The sequence below is a fragment of the Peribacillus sp. GL_122 genome, assembly GCF_057835005.1.
This window is the reverse complement of sequence record NZ_CM174415.1, coordinates 2533777-2548444: the sequence shown is the minus strand read 5'-3', so window position 1 is coordinate 2548444 and position 14668 is coordinate 2533777. Positions and strand designations below refer to the sequence as shown.

12 protein-coding genes and 2 pseudogenes are annotated in these 14668 nt (G+C 37.5%); 7 read left to right on the top strand and 7 right to left on the bottom strand.

The window, feature by feature from the left end:
* Positions 1 to 169: 169 nt before the first annotated feature.
* Genes AC3ISB_RS12290 through AC3ISB_RS12275 form a run of 4 tightly spaced genes read left to right on the top strand, consistent with a single transcriptional unit; the run spans position 170 to position 4479 of the window.
* Positions 170 to 1696 (top strand): spore germination protein, encoded by a 1527-nt coding sequence (locus AC3ISB_RS12290; protein ID WP_489276557.1) that lies wholly within the window; start codon positions 170 to 172, stop codon positions 1694 to 1696.
* Positions 1697 to 1714: 18 nt separating this feature from the next.
* On the top strand, positions 1715 to 2806 hold the full coding sequence (locus AC3ISB_RS12285) for a GerAB/ArcD/ProY family transporter (RefSeq protein ID WP_489276555.1): 1092 nt from the start codon (positions 1715 to 1717) through the stop codon (positions 2804 to 2806).
* Positions 2803 to 3888 carry a Ger(x)C family spore germination protein gene (locus AC3ISB_RS12280; RefSeq protein ID WP_141994246.1) on the top strand — a complete coding sequence of 362 codons (1086 nt, stop codon included), beginning with the start codon at positions 2803 to 2805 and terminating at the stop codon, positions 3886 to 3888. The genes AC3ISB_RS12285 and AC3ISB_RS12280 overlap by 4 nt, the downstream gene beginning before the upstream one ends.
* 39 nt (positions 3889 to 3927) lie before the next feature.
* Positions 3928 to 4479: a Rid family hydrolase gene (locus AC3ISB_RS12275; protein WP_480338988.1), complete on the top strand. Its 552-nt coding sequence runs from the start codon at positions 3928 to 3930 to the stop codon at positions 4477 to 4479.
* A gap of 131 nt (positions 4480 to 4610) precedes the next feature.
* On the opposite strand, the gene cysI is transcribed toward AC3ISB_RS12275, so the two are convergent.
* Entirely contained in the window at positions 4611 to 6341 is a 1731-nt protein-coding gene (gene cysI, locus AC3ISB_RS12270; protein ID WP_480338987.1) for an assimilatory sulfite reductase (NADPH) hemoprotein subunit, read from the bottom strand.
* A gap of 27 nt (positions 6342 to 6368) precedes the next feature.
* On the bottom strand, positions 6369 to 8183 hold the full coding sequence (locus AC3ISB_RS12265) for an assimilatory sulfite reductase (NADPH) flavoprotein subunit (RefSeq protein ID WP_489276552.1): 1815 nt from the start codon (positions 8181 to 8183) through the stop codon (positions 6369 to 6371).
* Positions 8184 to 8519: 336 nt separating this feature from the next.
* Here AC3ISB_RS12265 and AC3ISB_RS12260 point away from each other — a divergent pair, with 336 nt between their 5' ends.
* Both AC3ISB_RS12260 and AC3ISB_RS12255 read left to right on the top strand, forming a co-directional pair.
* Entirely contained in the window at positions 8520 to 9428 is a 909-nt protein-coding gene (locus tag AC3ISB_RS12260) for a LysR family transcriptional regulator (RefSeq protein WP_480338986.1), read from the top strand.
* Between the two features lie 219 nt (positions 9429 to 9647).
* Complete coding sequence (locus AC3ISB_RS12255) at positions 9648 to 9890, top strand: hypothetical protein (RefSeq protein ID WP_489276549.1); 243 nt, start codon at positions 9648 to 9650, stop codon at positions 9888 to 9890.
* A gap of 606 nt (positions 9891 to 10496) precedes the next feature.
* Here the strand turns inward: AC3ISB_RS12255 and AC3ISB_RS12250 are convergent.
* Positions 10497 to 10990 (bottom strand): annotated as a pseudogene (locus AC3ISB_RS12250) (LURP-one-related/scramblase family protein).
* Between the two features lie 98 nt (positions 10991 to 11088).
* On the opposite strand from AC3ISB_RS12250, the pseudogene AC3ISB_RS12245 reads away from it, so the two are divergent.
* Positions 11089 to 11689: pseudogene (locus AC3ISB_RS12245) on the top strand (helix-turn-helix transcriptional regulator); the annotation flags it as partial.
* A 579-nt stretch (positions 11690 to 12268) separates the two neighbouring features.
* Here the strand turns inward: AC3ISB_RS12245 and AC3ISB_RS12240 are convergent.
* The 4 genes from AC3ISB_RS12240 to AC3ISB_RS12225 form a co-directional block, all read right to left on the bottom strand.
* Complete coding sequence (locus AC3ISB_RS12240; protein ID WP_098371956.1) at positions 12269 to 12646, bottom strand: hypothetical protein; 378 nt, start codon at positions 12644 to 12646, stop codon at positions 12269 to 12271.
* A 396-nt stretch (positions 12647 to 13042) separates the two neighbouring features.
* Positions 13043 to 13318 carry a GNAT family N-acetyltransferase gene (locus tag AC3ISB_RS12235; RefSeq protein WP_489276910.1) on the bottom strand — a complete coding sequence of 92 codons (276 nt, stop codon included), beginning with the start codon at positions 13316 to 13318 and terminating at the stop codon, positions 13043 to 13045.
* Positions 13319 to 14347: 1029 nt separating this feature from the next.
* Positions 14348 to 14533 (bottom strand): hypothetical protein, encoded by a 186-nt coding sequence (locus AC3ISB_RS12230; RefSeq protein WP_489276547.1) that lies wholly within the window; start codon positions 14531 to 14533, stop codon positions 14348 to 14350.
* Positions 14523 to 14660 (bottom strand): hypothetical protein, encoded by a 138-nt coding sequence (locus tag AC3ISB_RS12225; protein WP_489276545.1) that lies wholly within the window; start codon positions 14658 to 14660, stop codon positions 14523 to 14525. Before AC3ISB_RS12225 ends, AC3ISB_RS12230 begins: the two co-directional genes overlap by 11 nt.
* Between the last annotated feature and the right edge of the window lie 8 nt (positions 14661 to 14668).

The window sequence follows — 14668 nt, the reverse complement described above, 5'->3', positions numbered from 1 at the left end:
TTTCTTCAATTATTTTATTCGAAAAGGAAATGGTGACAGTTTTTATAACCAATGATTTTTCAATGTATTCCCATTTCCTTTAACGAGGATCAATAACATTGTAAATGGTTAATTTGTAATTAAATTGCAAATGCTAGGATAACTAGTTTTAGATTAGAGGTGACAACATTTGTTTAACCGCGGAAAGTTCAAAAAAAAACCCAATCAACCAAACGATAAAAATGATGAATTAAATAAAGTTTCGGAAGTAAGGGACCTATTCAATATCCTTTCTTCATCCACTGATTTCGTAAACCATCAAGGAACATATAATGGCATAGGTTATTGGGTATCCTTTTATCGCTCTTTAATTGATGCAAAGGAGCTTCACGAAAGTGTTCTTTCTGTCATACCAACTCTGGAAACGATAAATTTGGAGCAAATTAAAGAGAACGTTCCTATTGAAAATACACTGATTACCAGTACCAAGGTTGTAATCGAAGAAAGGATCATGAGAGGCCAAATTGCCATTCGTTTAGATGGAAATCTTGATGAATGCCTATTAATCAATGTTGCGGCCCAACGAGACAGGCAAGTTAATAAACCTGAACTTGAATTTGGAATCATAAGTGCTCAAGAAGCTTTTGTCGAGGATATTGATATTAATCTGAATCTAGTTAGAAAAAGGCTGCCTACCCCTGGATTGCAAGTAAGTGAAATGACTGTAGGATCCTTGTCCAAAACGAAAGTGGCAGTGTTATCAATAGAAGGGATCGTTAATCAGGAAAATGTTGATAATGTTATACAAAGGATCAATGACGTAGAGTTTGATGAAATATTGGACGGGTCACATCTTGCGCAAATGCTATATGATAATTCAAATACCTTATTTCCTCTTTTCCTAAATACGGAAAGGCCTGATCGCATCGCAAGTGCATTGGCTGAAGGTAAAGTAGCCTTGTTAATCGATAGGTCGTCCTCTGTACTTATTACTCCAACCATATTGTTGGAATACTTTATCACCATGGAAGATTATAATATGCCTTGGGTTCCGGCATCTGCTTTCCGTTTATTAAGGATATTCGCGGTCGTTTTTTCCATATTTGCAACTCCCATTTATGTAGCCGTGCTGACCTATCATTATGAACTGATTCCTAAAGATTTGTTGGAAACGATCGTCACTTCAAGGAACTTAATCCCTTTTCAGCCTTTGATCGAAGCGTTATTCTTAGAGATTTCCATTGAGTTATTACGTGAAGCGGCATCCAGGCTGCCAACTAAGGTAGGTCAGACATTAGGTATCGTCGGCGGTATCGTTATCGGTCAGGCGGCAGTTGTAGCTGGTCTGACCAGTAATATCTTATTGATCATCGTTGCCCTCTCCGCATTGGCTTCGTTTGTTACTCCTATTTATAAAATGGGGAATGCCATTCGGTTACTGCGATTCCCCTTTTTAGTGGGGGCCCAAATTTGGGGGGGACTTGGCATTATCATAACGGCATTGTTTTTGATGACCCACCTTATCAAATTAACGTCAATGGGACACCCGTACCTTGAACCCATATATCCATTTCGCATCCAAGATTGGAAAGATAGCTTTGTTCGGCTTCCTTATAATCTTTTTAAATCCAGACCTGAAAATTTACATCCTGATGATATGTCCAGACAGCCAAAGCCAAAAAAAGCAAGAATCAAAAAAAATGATTTTAATGAATGATTTAAATGAGGGGCCTATATGAACCAAGCTGATGTTAATGAAAAATACAAGGTATCACCGTTCTATGTGTTTTTTTTGGTGCATTCCGTGCAAACGGGAGTAGGTGTTTTAAGTTTTCAAAGAGTTTTAGCGAAGACAACGGGAACGGATGGCTGGATTTCGATACTACTTGCCGGACTGATCGTTCATATATTGATCTGGATCATATATAAAATACTAAGTATCGTCCCAGGTGATATCATTTCTGCCAATAATCATGCATTCGGAAAATGGATTGGGAATTTTTTCAGTCTATTATTTATTCTTTACTTTTTGATCTCTGGGATGGATATAATTATCAGCTATATAAATGTCATACAAGTATGGATGTTTGAAGAAGTAGCTTCTTGGGCGTTTACAGTGGTTTTATTGCTTCTGATTTATTATATAAATACGGGAGGCTTTCGTACAATTACGGGAATTGCCTTTTTAAGCGTCATTTTGTCTTACTGGATTTTCTTTGTCCTATTCTATGCCATGAAATACTCTGATTTCACCAATTTGCTCCCTATATTCGACCACAATCTATTGGAAATACTGAAGGGAACCAGAAGTACTTCCTTAACTTTGCTTGGTTTTGAATTGATCCTGATGTTTTATCCGTTCATCAAAGATGCTAAAACTTCACAAAAATATGCTCATGGAGGGGCCTTAACAACAACCTTATTAACCGTTTTCATTTATTTAGTGACACTGATTTTTTATTCACAAAAACAGTTGGAAATGACTATCTGGCCGACACTTACAATGACCAGCATTGTCGAATTGCCCTTTATTCAGCGCTTTGAATATATAGAAGTTTCTTGGTGGGCTATTTTTGTCATACCCAACATGACCATCTGCTTGTGGGCTGCCAGCAGGGGTATCAAGCGCATATTCAATGTTCAGCAAAAGTATCCATTATGGGCGATGTCCATTATTATCCTGCTCACTAATATATTTGTTTTTGATCAAGATTCCCTGTATATATTGAATAAAATAATCAATCCATACGCCGTGCTCTTCCTTGCATTATATTTGCCTCTTCTTTTAGCCATCATTTATATAAAGAAAAGGAGGAAACGTTTATGAGAAAATTCTTTCTTGTCATCTTGGCTTTTTCCCTCCTTTGCAGCTGTGCCCAGCCAAGAGTGGTTGATGAAGTCAATATGTCCCAAGCCATTGGCTACGATATACGAAAGGATAAAATAATCGAAGGAATGTTCGTCATCCCTATCTTCCAACAGGACAAGATGGGTATGTATCAAACCTTAACTGGAACATCGACGACAACGAGTGATGTTCAGGCTATCGTATCCAAAAAAGCGGATAAGCCGGTGATGCTTGGACAGACACGCATCTTTTTATTTAGCGAGAAAATCGTACATGAAGTAGGAATAACAGAACTGACCGATTATCTCTACCGTGAGCCTCAACTTGGAAACAGGGTCTTTTTGGCCATCGTTGAAGGAAAGGTCAAGGATTTCATAAATACGAAACCACCAAATACGAATGTAAATATTGGAATATTTTTATCGGACTTAATCAATCAACAAATTGAAACAGGGAATGGACCGGATACAAACCTCCATCTTTTTTTAAGAAACTCCATGGCAGATGGCGGAGATTCGTTTCTTCCTTTATTTAAAATAATTAATAAAGAAGTTGCAGTTTCAGGAGTGGCCTTGTTTCATGAAAATAAAATGGTCAGTAAAGTTCGAACGGATGATATGTTCATTTTCAAGACATTAGTTCAATTTCATAAACGCGGAATTTACAAGTTCAAATTAAAAGACAAGCAGAAAAGTGATATCGTTGTGGAAAGTATCCGAAGTGGTTCAAATTATGAGGTATCCAACTCTGAGCGAAATCCGTCTATTACGATTAAGCTCAAAATTAAAGGACAAATCAAGGAATCCATGCGAAGTGACAACCTTACCAATAGAAAGATGATAAAAATAATTGAAAAAGAAATGGAAGATGACATAACCAAGCAAGCAAACCGTCTTATTAAAGATTTTCAAAAAAAAAACATTGACCCGATTGGCTTGAAGGCAAAATATCATGCCAAAAATAAAAAAATGACATATGAACAATGGAGAAAGATCTATCCCATGATGGACATTAAAATAGAAACCAAAGTTGACATTCTCCAAACAGGGGTCTCTGAATAATAAATTTTTAGGAATACTTTTCGATAAGGAGCTGACTTTATGAAAAAAAACATGAAATCAGTCATTACTACTTCAGTATTAGGTATAAGTTTAATCACAGGAAACTCTTTTGCTTCCGCAGGTAACGATAAAAATGAATTGAACTCAGATAAAGTGACCTTCTTTGGCTCCACATCTTCTGCGATTTCCAGTTCAGTTGCTGTACCTCAAAGTTATAACCGGTTATTGTTTAGCGGAACAGTCCCTCCTCTTTTAAACAAGGATGGAAAAACCACTTATGAGAGATATGGCAATACAGAAGAGCAGGCAATCGGAATCTTAGAAAATTTAAAAGCAGATTTGAAAACTAAAGGACTATCCCTCGCTGATGTAACCTATTTGCGTGTGTATGTCGCACCAGATCCAAACAAAGGAGATAAACCAGATTATCAAGGTTGGTTTGATGCCTATGCTCTGTTCTTTAATACAAAGGAAAATCCAGTAAAAACAGCTCGTTCTACAGTAGGGGTGCAAAGTCTGGTTTCGCCGGATTATCTTATTGAGATTGAAGCAGAGGTAGCCTATAAAAATAACAGCAAGTCAAAAAAATAAACGATAAGAGTGAATGGTCCTGTTTCTATACCGGTGTTCCAGGCTTAGTTATCATTCTTATCATTGCACTCCGGAAAAATTTTGAATACAAAAAGAGACAGGAAATTATACCTGTCTCTCGTTGCATTTAATCAATCATGGAAATTCATTCCATCCGTCACTTCTTTAACAATGCCCGCATTGATGACAAAGTCTCCGAAATGCTCTCCTTGCTGACGTTCTTTTGCATATCGGGAAAGAAGTACACGCAATTCTTTTAATATCTCTTCTTCACCGATGTTTTCACGGTACATTTTGCTTAATCGGCTTCCGTCGAAGGCAGCACCGAGATACATATTATATTTGCCAGGTGCCTTACCGATAAAACCAATTTCCCCGAGTGCATGCCGGGCACAGCCATTCGGGCAACCGGTCATGCGAATCGTGATTTCTTCGTTCCTTAGGCCGTTTTCATCAACGATCTCCTCGACTTTATCAAGCAGAACCGGCAAATAACGCTCTGCTTCGGCCATTGCCAACCCGCATGTTGGAAGCGCCACGCATGCAATCGAGCTGCGTCGGAGTGCTGAATGATGTGCACCATCCGTCAAACCGTATGTTTCAAGCAATTCTATGATCTTTTTCTTTTGCTGACTTGACACATCTGCAATGATTAGGTTTTGATTGGCCGTCAAACGGAAATCACCCGAATGGATCTTTGCGATTTCACGCAAACCGGTCATCAGCTTGTAATCATTGATATCGGCAATTCGGCCACCCTCGACAAATAGTGTAAAATGCCATTTTCCTTGCATGCCTTTTACCCATCCATAGCGGTCACCATTATTATCAAAATGATAAGTTCTCGCTTCCTCCAGCTTCCATTCTAGACGATTTTCCAATTCAGCCTTTACCGCTTCAAGCCCAAGTCTGTCTACCGTATACTTAAACCGAGCATTTTTCCGTACGGAGCGGTTTCCATAATCACGCTGAATCGTAATGACTTTTTCAGCCACATCCAGTATTTGATCAGGGCTGCAAAAGCCGATTATTTTGGCTAGTTGGGGATATGTCGCCTTGTCACCATGGGTCATTCCCATACCGCCGCCGATCGCCACATTAAAACCAACGAGTTTTCCATTTTCAACAATTGCTATGAAGCCAAGATCCTGGGAGTAAACATCAATGTCATTGGATGGAGGGACCGCAATGCCTATTTTAAACTTCCTTGGCAAATAAAGCTTACCATACATTGGTTCGACTTCCTCCACTTCAGGAGTACCAACCACTTTTTCTTCATCCAGCCAGATTTCATGGTACGCCCTTGTACGTGGCAAAAGATAATCACTCAATTTTTTCGACCATTCATATACTTCGGAATGAATTTCGGATTGAAATGGAATCGAATTGCACATTACGTTCCGGTTTACATCACCGCATGCAGCGATGGTATCCAGCATTGAAGCATGGATTTCCTGAATGGTTTTTTTCATATTCCATTTTAAAATGCCATGCATTTGAAACGTCTGTCTTGTTGTCAATTTCAAGGTTCCGTTTCCATATTTCTGAGCAAGGTCATCCATAACAAGCCATTGAGAAGGCTGTGCCACCCCGCCGGGCATGCGGACACGCAACATAAACTGATAGGCAGGCTCCAGTTTTTGTTTCTGACGCTCATTGCGTAGATCCCGGTCATCCTGCAAATAACTGCCGTGATGTTTCATTAGTCGATTGTCATCATCCGGAATACCGGCACTAATCCGATCCTGCATCACTTTTCCAAGTGTACCTCGCAAATAATCGCTTTTGTCTTTAATTTGCTCAACATCACTAGGCGGTCCTTCTGGTGCTTTCAATAGTGCTTTCAATAGTGGGTTCACCATGTTGTTATCTCCTTTTCCTCCAAATTTTCAGTACACATCACGTTGATAGCGTTTATTTTGTTGCAATTCTTCAAGATAAGCTTGCGCATCAGCATGGCTCATATTGCCTTCTTTTTCAATGATCTCAATAAGCGTATTATGGACGTCATGTGCCATGTTTTTCTCGTCACCGCAAATGTATACAGCTGCCCCTTCTTGAAGCCATTCGTATAATTCCCCGCTGTGCTCGCGCATCCGGTTTTGAACATACACTTTTTCATCAGTATCACGTGAAAAGGCAACATCCATTTTCGTAAGTACGCCTGTTTCCAACCACTTTTGCCATTCAGTCTGATAAAGGAAGTCCGTCACGAAATGCTGATCGCCGAAAAAGAGCCACGTTTTCCCTTCCGCTTCCGATTCTTCGCGATCCTGGATAAAGGATCTGAACGGAGCTATGCCCGTTCCCGGTCCAACCATGATTATTGGAGTGTCTGGGTTCTTCGGCTGCTTGAAATTCTGGTTATGCTGAATGTAAATAGGCAGCATGTCCCCAGGCTGTAATTGGTCTGCACATAAAATGGAGCAGACACCTTTTCTTTCTCGTCCGTGACTTTCATACCGGACAGCTCCGATTGTCAAATGCACTTCATCCGGATATGCGGATAAGCTACTCGCAATCGAATATAAGCGGGCTGGAATTTTCCGGAGAATTGATACGAATTCTTGCGCCGATTCGCCCCATGAGCCAAAATCACGGACAAAATCAAGCAAATCACGGCCTTCACGATATTCTTTTAATCTATCTTCATTACCAGGCACTAAAAGCTCCTTTAAATCCTCGTTATCTGAAAGCTGGGCCGCTTGTTCAATGAGGGATTTTGTCAAAACCGTAATTTCAAAATCGGAGATGAGCGATTCCCTAAGCTGACGAACTTCTCCCTGCTTATTGATCTTCACGGTTTCTTCTGGGTCCCAATTGAGTTCCTTAAGAAGCATATCCACTAAATCCGAATCATTTTTCGGATATATACCAAGGCTGTCTCCAGGTTCGAATGTAAGACCAGAGCCCTCAAGAGATAACTCGAGATGATGTGTCTCTTTATTGGAGCCACGACCGTTTAAGTTTATATTTTCAAGCACTTCCGCTTTAAACGGATTTTTTCTCGAATACGTTTGTTCACCTACTGAAGCCATCGTTGCGGGAACTGCAGCAACAGAACTGCCTTGCCCTTCATTTAAACTAGAAATGACTCCTGCCAGCCATTCGGAAGCAGGCTCATCATAATCAAGGTCACAGTCCATCCGCGGAAATAACCGTGTCCCTCCTAGTTCCTCCAAGCGTTTATCGAATTGTTTTCCAGTTTCACAGAAAAACTCATATGAGCTGTCCCCAAGCGCCAATACTGAAAAGCGGAGACCTTCAAGGCTTGGTGCCCTCCTGCCATGAAGGTACTCATGGAAAGACAATGTATTATCCGGCGGATCACCTTCTCCATGCGTGCTAACGGAAATGAGGAGATTTTGGACCTTTTTCAAATTGTTGAATTTAAAGTCACTCATGGATGAAATGGTAACCTGAAAGCCATTACCCTCAAGCTTACTCGCCGCATTTTCTGCCAGTCCTTGAGCATTGCCCGACTGTGAACCATAAAGTATGGTCACCTCTTTTGATACTGTCTTTCCGCTGCTTTGAGCTTCCAATACCGGAGCGTCGGCTGAACTCATATTCGAAACTGACAAAGATGCAGTCAGATAACCGCTCAACCAAACTTTTTGTGTTTCTGTCAAGTTAGGCAGGAGGCTGTTAAGGCGCTCTGCCTGCTCATGATTAAAGGGACTGTTACTTACCTGAAGTTGCACGATTTCCACCTCACAAAGGGATATTAACTTATCTTAGTTGACTCTTAGGTATAACGAGTAGGTTAAACATTTTTATTTCCATCCATAAAATAATTAACTCGTTTACTCCTATAGACGAAGTCGGTTTTAACTCCAAAAAAAATTGAAAATACAGGCATATAGGTTCATAGCACGCTACAAATAAAAAATAAGGTTATAAAGGACGTTAACCTTCCCCAGCTTATACTCTTCCTAAAATAAGTTTCTCATTAAAACTTTACTGGAAGGCACATCATTAGTAAAATATATATAATTTATTGTAACTATTAAGAATATTAATAATAAGGAGAAATTTCTATGTACTATGATGCTCTAAAAACATTTGTGACCCTTGTGGAAGTCAAGAATTTTACTAAAACAGCAGAAATGCTTCTTATGTCGCAACCCAGTGTTAGTTTGCATATAAAAAAATTAGAAGAAGAGTTCCAAACCAAATTATTTCTCCGTTCTCCTAAATTCCTAAAAGTCACCTTAACGGGAGAAATTCTTTACGACCGGGCCAAGCAAATGATCACAATCTATGAACAGACCAGACAAGACATTCAGGAACACGATAGGTCCATCAAGGGCGAATTGAAGATAGGAGCAAGTTTTACAATAGGAGAGTATATCCTTCCTTCTTTACTCATCGACCTTCAAGAGGACTATCCTGAACTTGAACTTCAAGTCGTAATCGGAAACACGGAAGAAATCGTTCAAGCCGTTCGGCTATACAAAGTGGATATTGGTTTAATCGAAGGTCAAACTAATGAAAAAGAGCTTTCAGTTCACCCATTCATGCAAGATGAGCTATTCATTGTGTCTTCTAACAATCATGAACTCGCTAATAAAAACGAAGTCGAGATTACTGATTTACATGACCAAGCATGGGTAACAAGGGAAGTTGGATCTGGGACACGTGAATACCTTAATCACGTCATACGTTCAAATGGATTGAAAATTAAATCGATACTCACGATAAGCAGTAATCAAGGAATTAAAGAAACACTTATAAAAAACGGCGTAGGGCTGGCCCTTCTTTCCCGAAGTGTAATTGAAAGGGATGTACAAAATAAAATCCTTTCTATTATTCAGGTGAAAAAAGAATCCTTTAACAGAACACTTTCGTACGTCTATTCCCCAATTATGAAAGATAAAAAGAATGTCAAAACTTTCATAACTGAATTAAACAAAAAATGGCCTATGAAAGCAAAGCCGATAGGATGATCATTGGGGAGGACTATGTTCTAAAATCGATTAATTGGAGCTTATTTATTTTGGGAAAGCCCCTTTTTTTGAAACTCTATTATATCGCTAGGAAAGGTATAACACATTAACTTATAAACAATTGGGTATACGAATAAATAGAGGATTCTTCATAGATTGATTTTTGTTTTCCTTGTATGGATAAAAAATAATATCAATTTTTGTATGGGAGCGGGTTTTATGAATATTGAGATTAAAGAAGCAGCGATTGAACAACTAAGAAAAGTGGATTATAAAGAGAATGAAGATGATGAGAGATTCATAATTGATGGGGTCCCCCTATTAATATCAAGTGAGTCCAAAAAGCATCTTCCGGATAAAGTCTTTCTTAACTACAGTGATGGACTTGGATACAAATTATATTCAGACGAAGAAACATTGAGATATAATCTCCAGTTGAATAGAGTGAATTTTTTAAAATGAACATAGTAAAAAGCCCTTCTGTTTCAGTTGGGCTTTTTGTGCTTATACTCAGGGAATTTATCATCGGCACTTACCTAAAGGGATTTTTATTTTCCCATGGGATAGCACTGCATTACCATTAGGCTAGGCAACTGATTTTCGAGTAATTTATTTCCCTACTAGTAATAATCACAATCATTAAATTACCACCAAATAAAAAAATGACCAATTGTTCATTTTAATCCCTTATTTAGGGTCTAATATATTGTTATTCTATTATTTAGATAATTTTTCAGCACATCCAAAATCTAAAATGAGTATTGTCTAATAGGCTTCCCCAAAAAAGTTGCTTCAGTAACCTCCCTTATTGAAGCAACCTTTTGAATAACCAAATCTGCCCCGATAGTTGCATAAAGAAAATGCTGCCTTAAAGACAGCTCCGATCTTCAGCCTGTTAGTTCTATAAGAAAAGCGAATCTTATTCAAGAATCGCGCCCGATAACTGAAGAACGAATATAAAACCTTGGTACCAAATGGCCTTGTCATTTATTTATGATACGGTTCACCGCACCTATTCAAGCAGTGATTTTTTAAAAACTGTCAGCCTTTTAATTTTACACTTCTACTTTATATCGACGCTGCTGATGAAGCAGCTGCTTGATCAGCCTTCACACAATCAATTGCAACAACGAGTGCAATAATAATTGTTTCTCTTCATCTATTATTTGAACCTTGTAGCTATCGCCCCAAGTAAACCACTCCTTACCCACTTTACCTACGATTTTACCATGCTTTAAAACTTGAAAATCCATATCCCACCAATTACCATGTACTTCAATGCCTGCCGCATCAATTGTATATCGTGCTTTTAAGAAGGAAAATTCCTTCTTTATTGTTAATACCTCCCGACCATTCACCTCAACCAAAAACTTTGGTAAAAAGCTGAACACCTTTTTCGTAATGAGTGCTACTTCATCTCTTGCTGTATTCATAATGGAGAAAGTCTTTGGAACTTGCATAAAACTTCCCTCCACATAATATATATCCTTCTCATGCTGATCCTTTACTGTAAATTTCCCGCTAAGACTGAATACCTTCTGCTTTATATAAAGCTGCCTCATACTTATGCCTCCCAACCTTAAGTCTTTTATATTACTTACGTTTGAAATGGGCATTGGTTCCAATCTTATGCATTAAATTCCAAATAATAGCCCCACTTTCGGGTTGTGTCTATATTTGCTTAAATCTTTCTCCTTTTTTTGTTTTATCACAAGAACTCTATACTACATATGTAAAACCTTATATTCAAGCGACTAATTTACCTTACTTATATGTAGATGCAAATGAGATTTTTTGGGGGGAATATTTTAGATGCAATTTTAAAAATCTATCAAAGTATTGAGCAAAAGCCCCAATACTATGAAATCGATATAACCATGCAACTAACATTAATTTGGAAAAACTTAATCGATAATGGTTTTAAACTAGAATATGTCCAGACAGAAGTATTAAAGAGTCAAAGAATGAAGGAAATGTTAAGTTGGATACATCAGCATTATGCAGAAAAAATTATGTTAGAAGATATTGCAAGGGCTGGTCAGCTGAGCCGTTCTGAATGCTGTCGGTATTTCAAGCGGTTTTTAAAATGTACACCATTAAATTATGTTATTGATTATCGTATTCAAAAGAGCTTATATCTACTGCAGCAAGGTGATTCTACTATTACTGAAGTTGCCTATCAAGTTGGTTTTAATAGTACAAGCTATTTTATTAAAGAATTTAGAAATTCCATGAACATGACTCCCTTAGCATACAAAAAAAAAAAATGTATAATGACTAAGCGACACGTACAGAATGTAGAAACGTCACATTTATTTGAAATGGTCAACAAACAAAATAAACTCACCGTTCTGGAATTTATGATAATATTTATTCCATCATTTTTCTCATATTCTATATTTCTAGATTAATAAAAGTGAAAGACGATAAACCCATGGCTCCCAAGGGGTTTATTTTGGTGTAACTTCCTCTAATGGAGATGTGATTTATTAAAAAAATAATTTAATCGATAAGAGAGAATTGCTATGACTATTTTGTGGAGGTTGGTATGACGTGAAGATGACCTCATTATATGAACTGGGAAAGATTTATGTTGCCTAATATTGTGAGGGATGTTGCCCGCTTGTGAAAAATAACGTGGCAAAGCTTCAAACATTTCGCTATTTTCCTTGGGATGTAAAGGTAGTAGCCAAACAAAATAAAACCCCCGCATCAACTTTTCAGGCTGATACAAGGGCAATAGTCGCGTTTTATTGATTAAACGAATTTGTTTGGGTGCAAAAAGAGTCTTTAGCCTTTACAAATCAATCCCAGGTCTTTTTTTTCATTCATTTAGTGAATTAATCAAAAAAGATTAAATGCATATCACTGTTAGTCCTTGATTTCGCAAAAAATTCCGCTTCATTTCCTCCATCAACAAAGTTACCAATACCCCGGAAAATACCACATTCGCCTCGATCTAAATATCTTACCCCTACATAATCATTATAACTGTCAGGATCATACTCCCATAATTCAACTTTTAACTTACCAGCTGGACCCACGTAAGAATCCCGACAAATCTTATAATCACCACCAGTAGAGGCAAACACATCACTTTCAGCACCATTAGAATAAAGAGATTGTTCTCCTAAATAATCCCAGCCACTTGCAAATGTAGAAGAAGGGAACAACAACGCAGCGACCAATGCCACAGCACTCATTTTAAACATTTTCATGCTCATTCCTCCTCACCCGTTTTGACTTGAAACACATTATTCTCCATATAATTTTAATCAATATTTTTTATATTATCATCTATCCAAAGATTCAATTTTTCATGAAGCGTTTTTTTAGATTTACTCTGCTTGCTCCCCTTCTAAATTGATTGAATTTCTGAACATCTTACTAAACGTCTAGTTTTTAAACAACATTAAAACGCCTCCCCAATGGATAGACGCTTATGAAATATATTCAACGAAAGATGGAATGCTCCGCTTATCAAGACCTAAATTATAAAAAACCTGAAAAATAAAGGAGAGCACATATTAGTCATGTATAATATGTGCTCTCCTTTTATTCAATTAAAGCTCCCTATAATGGAATAACAATTGATCTTCTACTAGCTGGCTTAGTTAAAGAGACATTTGAAAATGATGACAGGTAATATCTAATCCACCTTTGAGGTAAAACCTATGAGCGTCATGTCTATAAACACCAGAATCTAAATGAAATTGTTCACAACCTTCTATTTTTGCTTGAGTTATCAACCAATCCCATAAGATTCCGGCATACCCTAGACGGCGACTAGTTTCATTTGTAATCAGATCATCTACATAAAAATAATTTCCCCACGCTAGAGATTCAGTAATCCTATATCCAGCTGCTGCTTTAACTTCATTATCTTCAATTACTGCTACTAAATTGAAACCATTATTTTTTTCTACTCGTTTGATTTTTTCTAAAAATTATCTTCTGTTAAATGTGGACGTAGTTGTTTAAAAGTGCTAAAAGTAGACATAATTTCTGAATCAGTACTCATTATTTTTACAATTGGTTGAATTTCCATGTATCTCCTTATTATTTGTTTGAATTTCCCTAAAGTAATTCGTGCTTATGACTAAATATCCTTCACAATTAGAAAATGCGGCACTTCAGTTATTGAAGTATCGCGCCCTTTTCTTGAATATCGATATTAGAAAAGGATTGTTTAAAATCTAAAAGGGATCTTCCATTAAAGCACCTGATACGAAAACAAAAAGATCTCGTTCTGAGGTCAAGTATCTAGTGAAAAAGTTGGTTCTTTTCTTTTACCTTTTGGGTACTAAGCACAAAGCTAGCGATTGCTGCAATACTACAAACATATGGGAGTAGAGAATATCCCCAAATAGATATGACATAACCTCCAATCATTGAACCAATGGTGATACCAACTAAGATTATCACTAGGATATTTCAAGAGCGCAATTAATAACTGCTTTGCATGACCTTCTATATGACTTAACCATCCATTATTACATCCTCGACAGATCGACCCGTTTATTAAAATCAAAAAGGAATGAAACGGTCCAACTTTATTTCAAAGCCACAGTTAATCAATTGATTTAATGCCATTCTGAATGTTACACAATTTCATTTTGACACATTCAGAATTTAATGGAGAAAATGCGGATCTACAACTAATCATAATAAAAAGCCACCTTAAAAAAGCTGGCTTTACCTCTTACGTCAAATAATAAGGATTAACATGGTAAAGGTAAGGACTAAAATGGTAAAGGTAAACATGATGAGGATTATTACGGAAACCAAATTCATTTAGACGCCAATTACTTAATTTAAATGTCTCATTGGTAGACCATAATGTTTTTTCCAGACGGCCCATAGTCTAACACACCTTTTTTTCATATCTTATGAATGGGTAAATGTATATGATTGGGTCTTTATTTATTATTATATTCCTCATACGCTTTCTTCTGGCGGTCATTGAAAGCTTTTACCTGGTGATAGTGCTGCTCACAAAAATACCCTTCCAGCTCCCCATCGGTCCAACAATAAAGGGGTTTTAGCCATTCAACCTTTGGGAATCTTCTCTCACAATACAAACAATAATTTTCTTTACTTGTCATTGCTGTTTTCCTCTTTATAATTTTTCAATACAGGCGGCTTTGCTTGCGGATCTGCTTTGATTGCTTCCAGGTAACGATTTACGGACTCTATATTTTCATGTGCAAAGTCCATTTCTGTTTTCGTCATGTAATCCG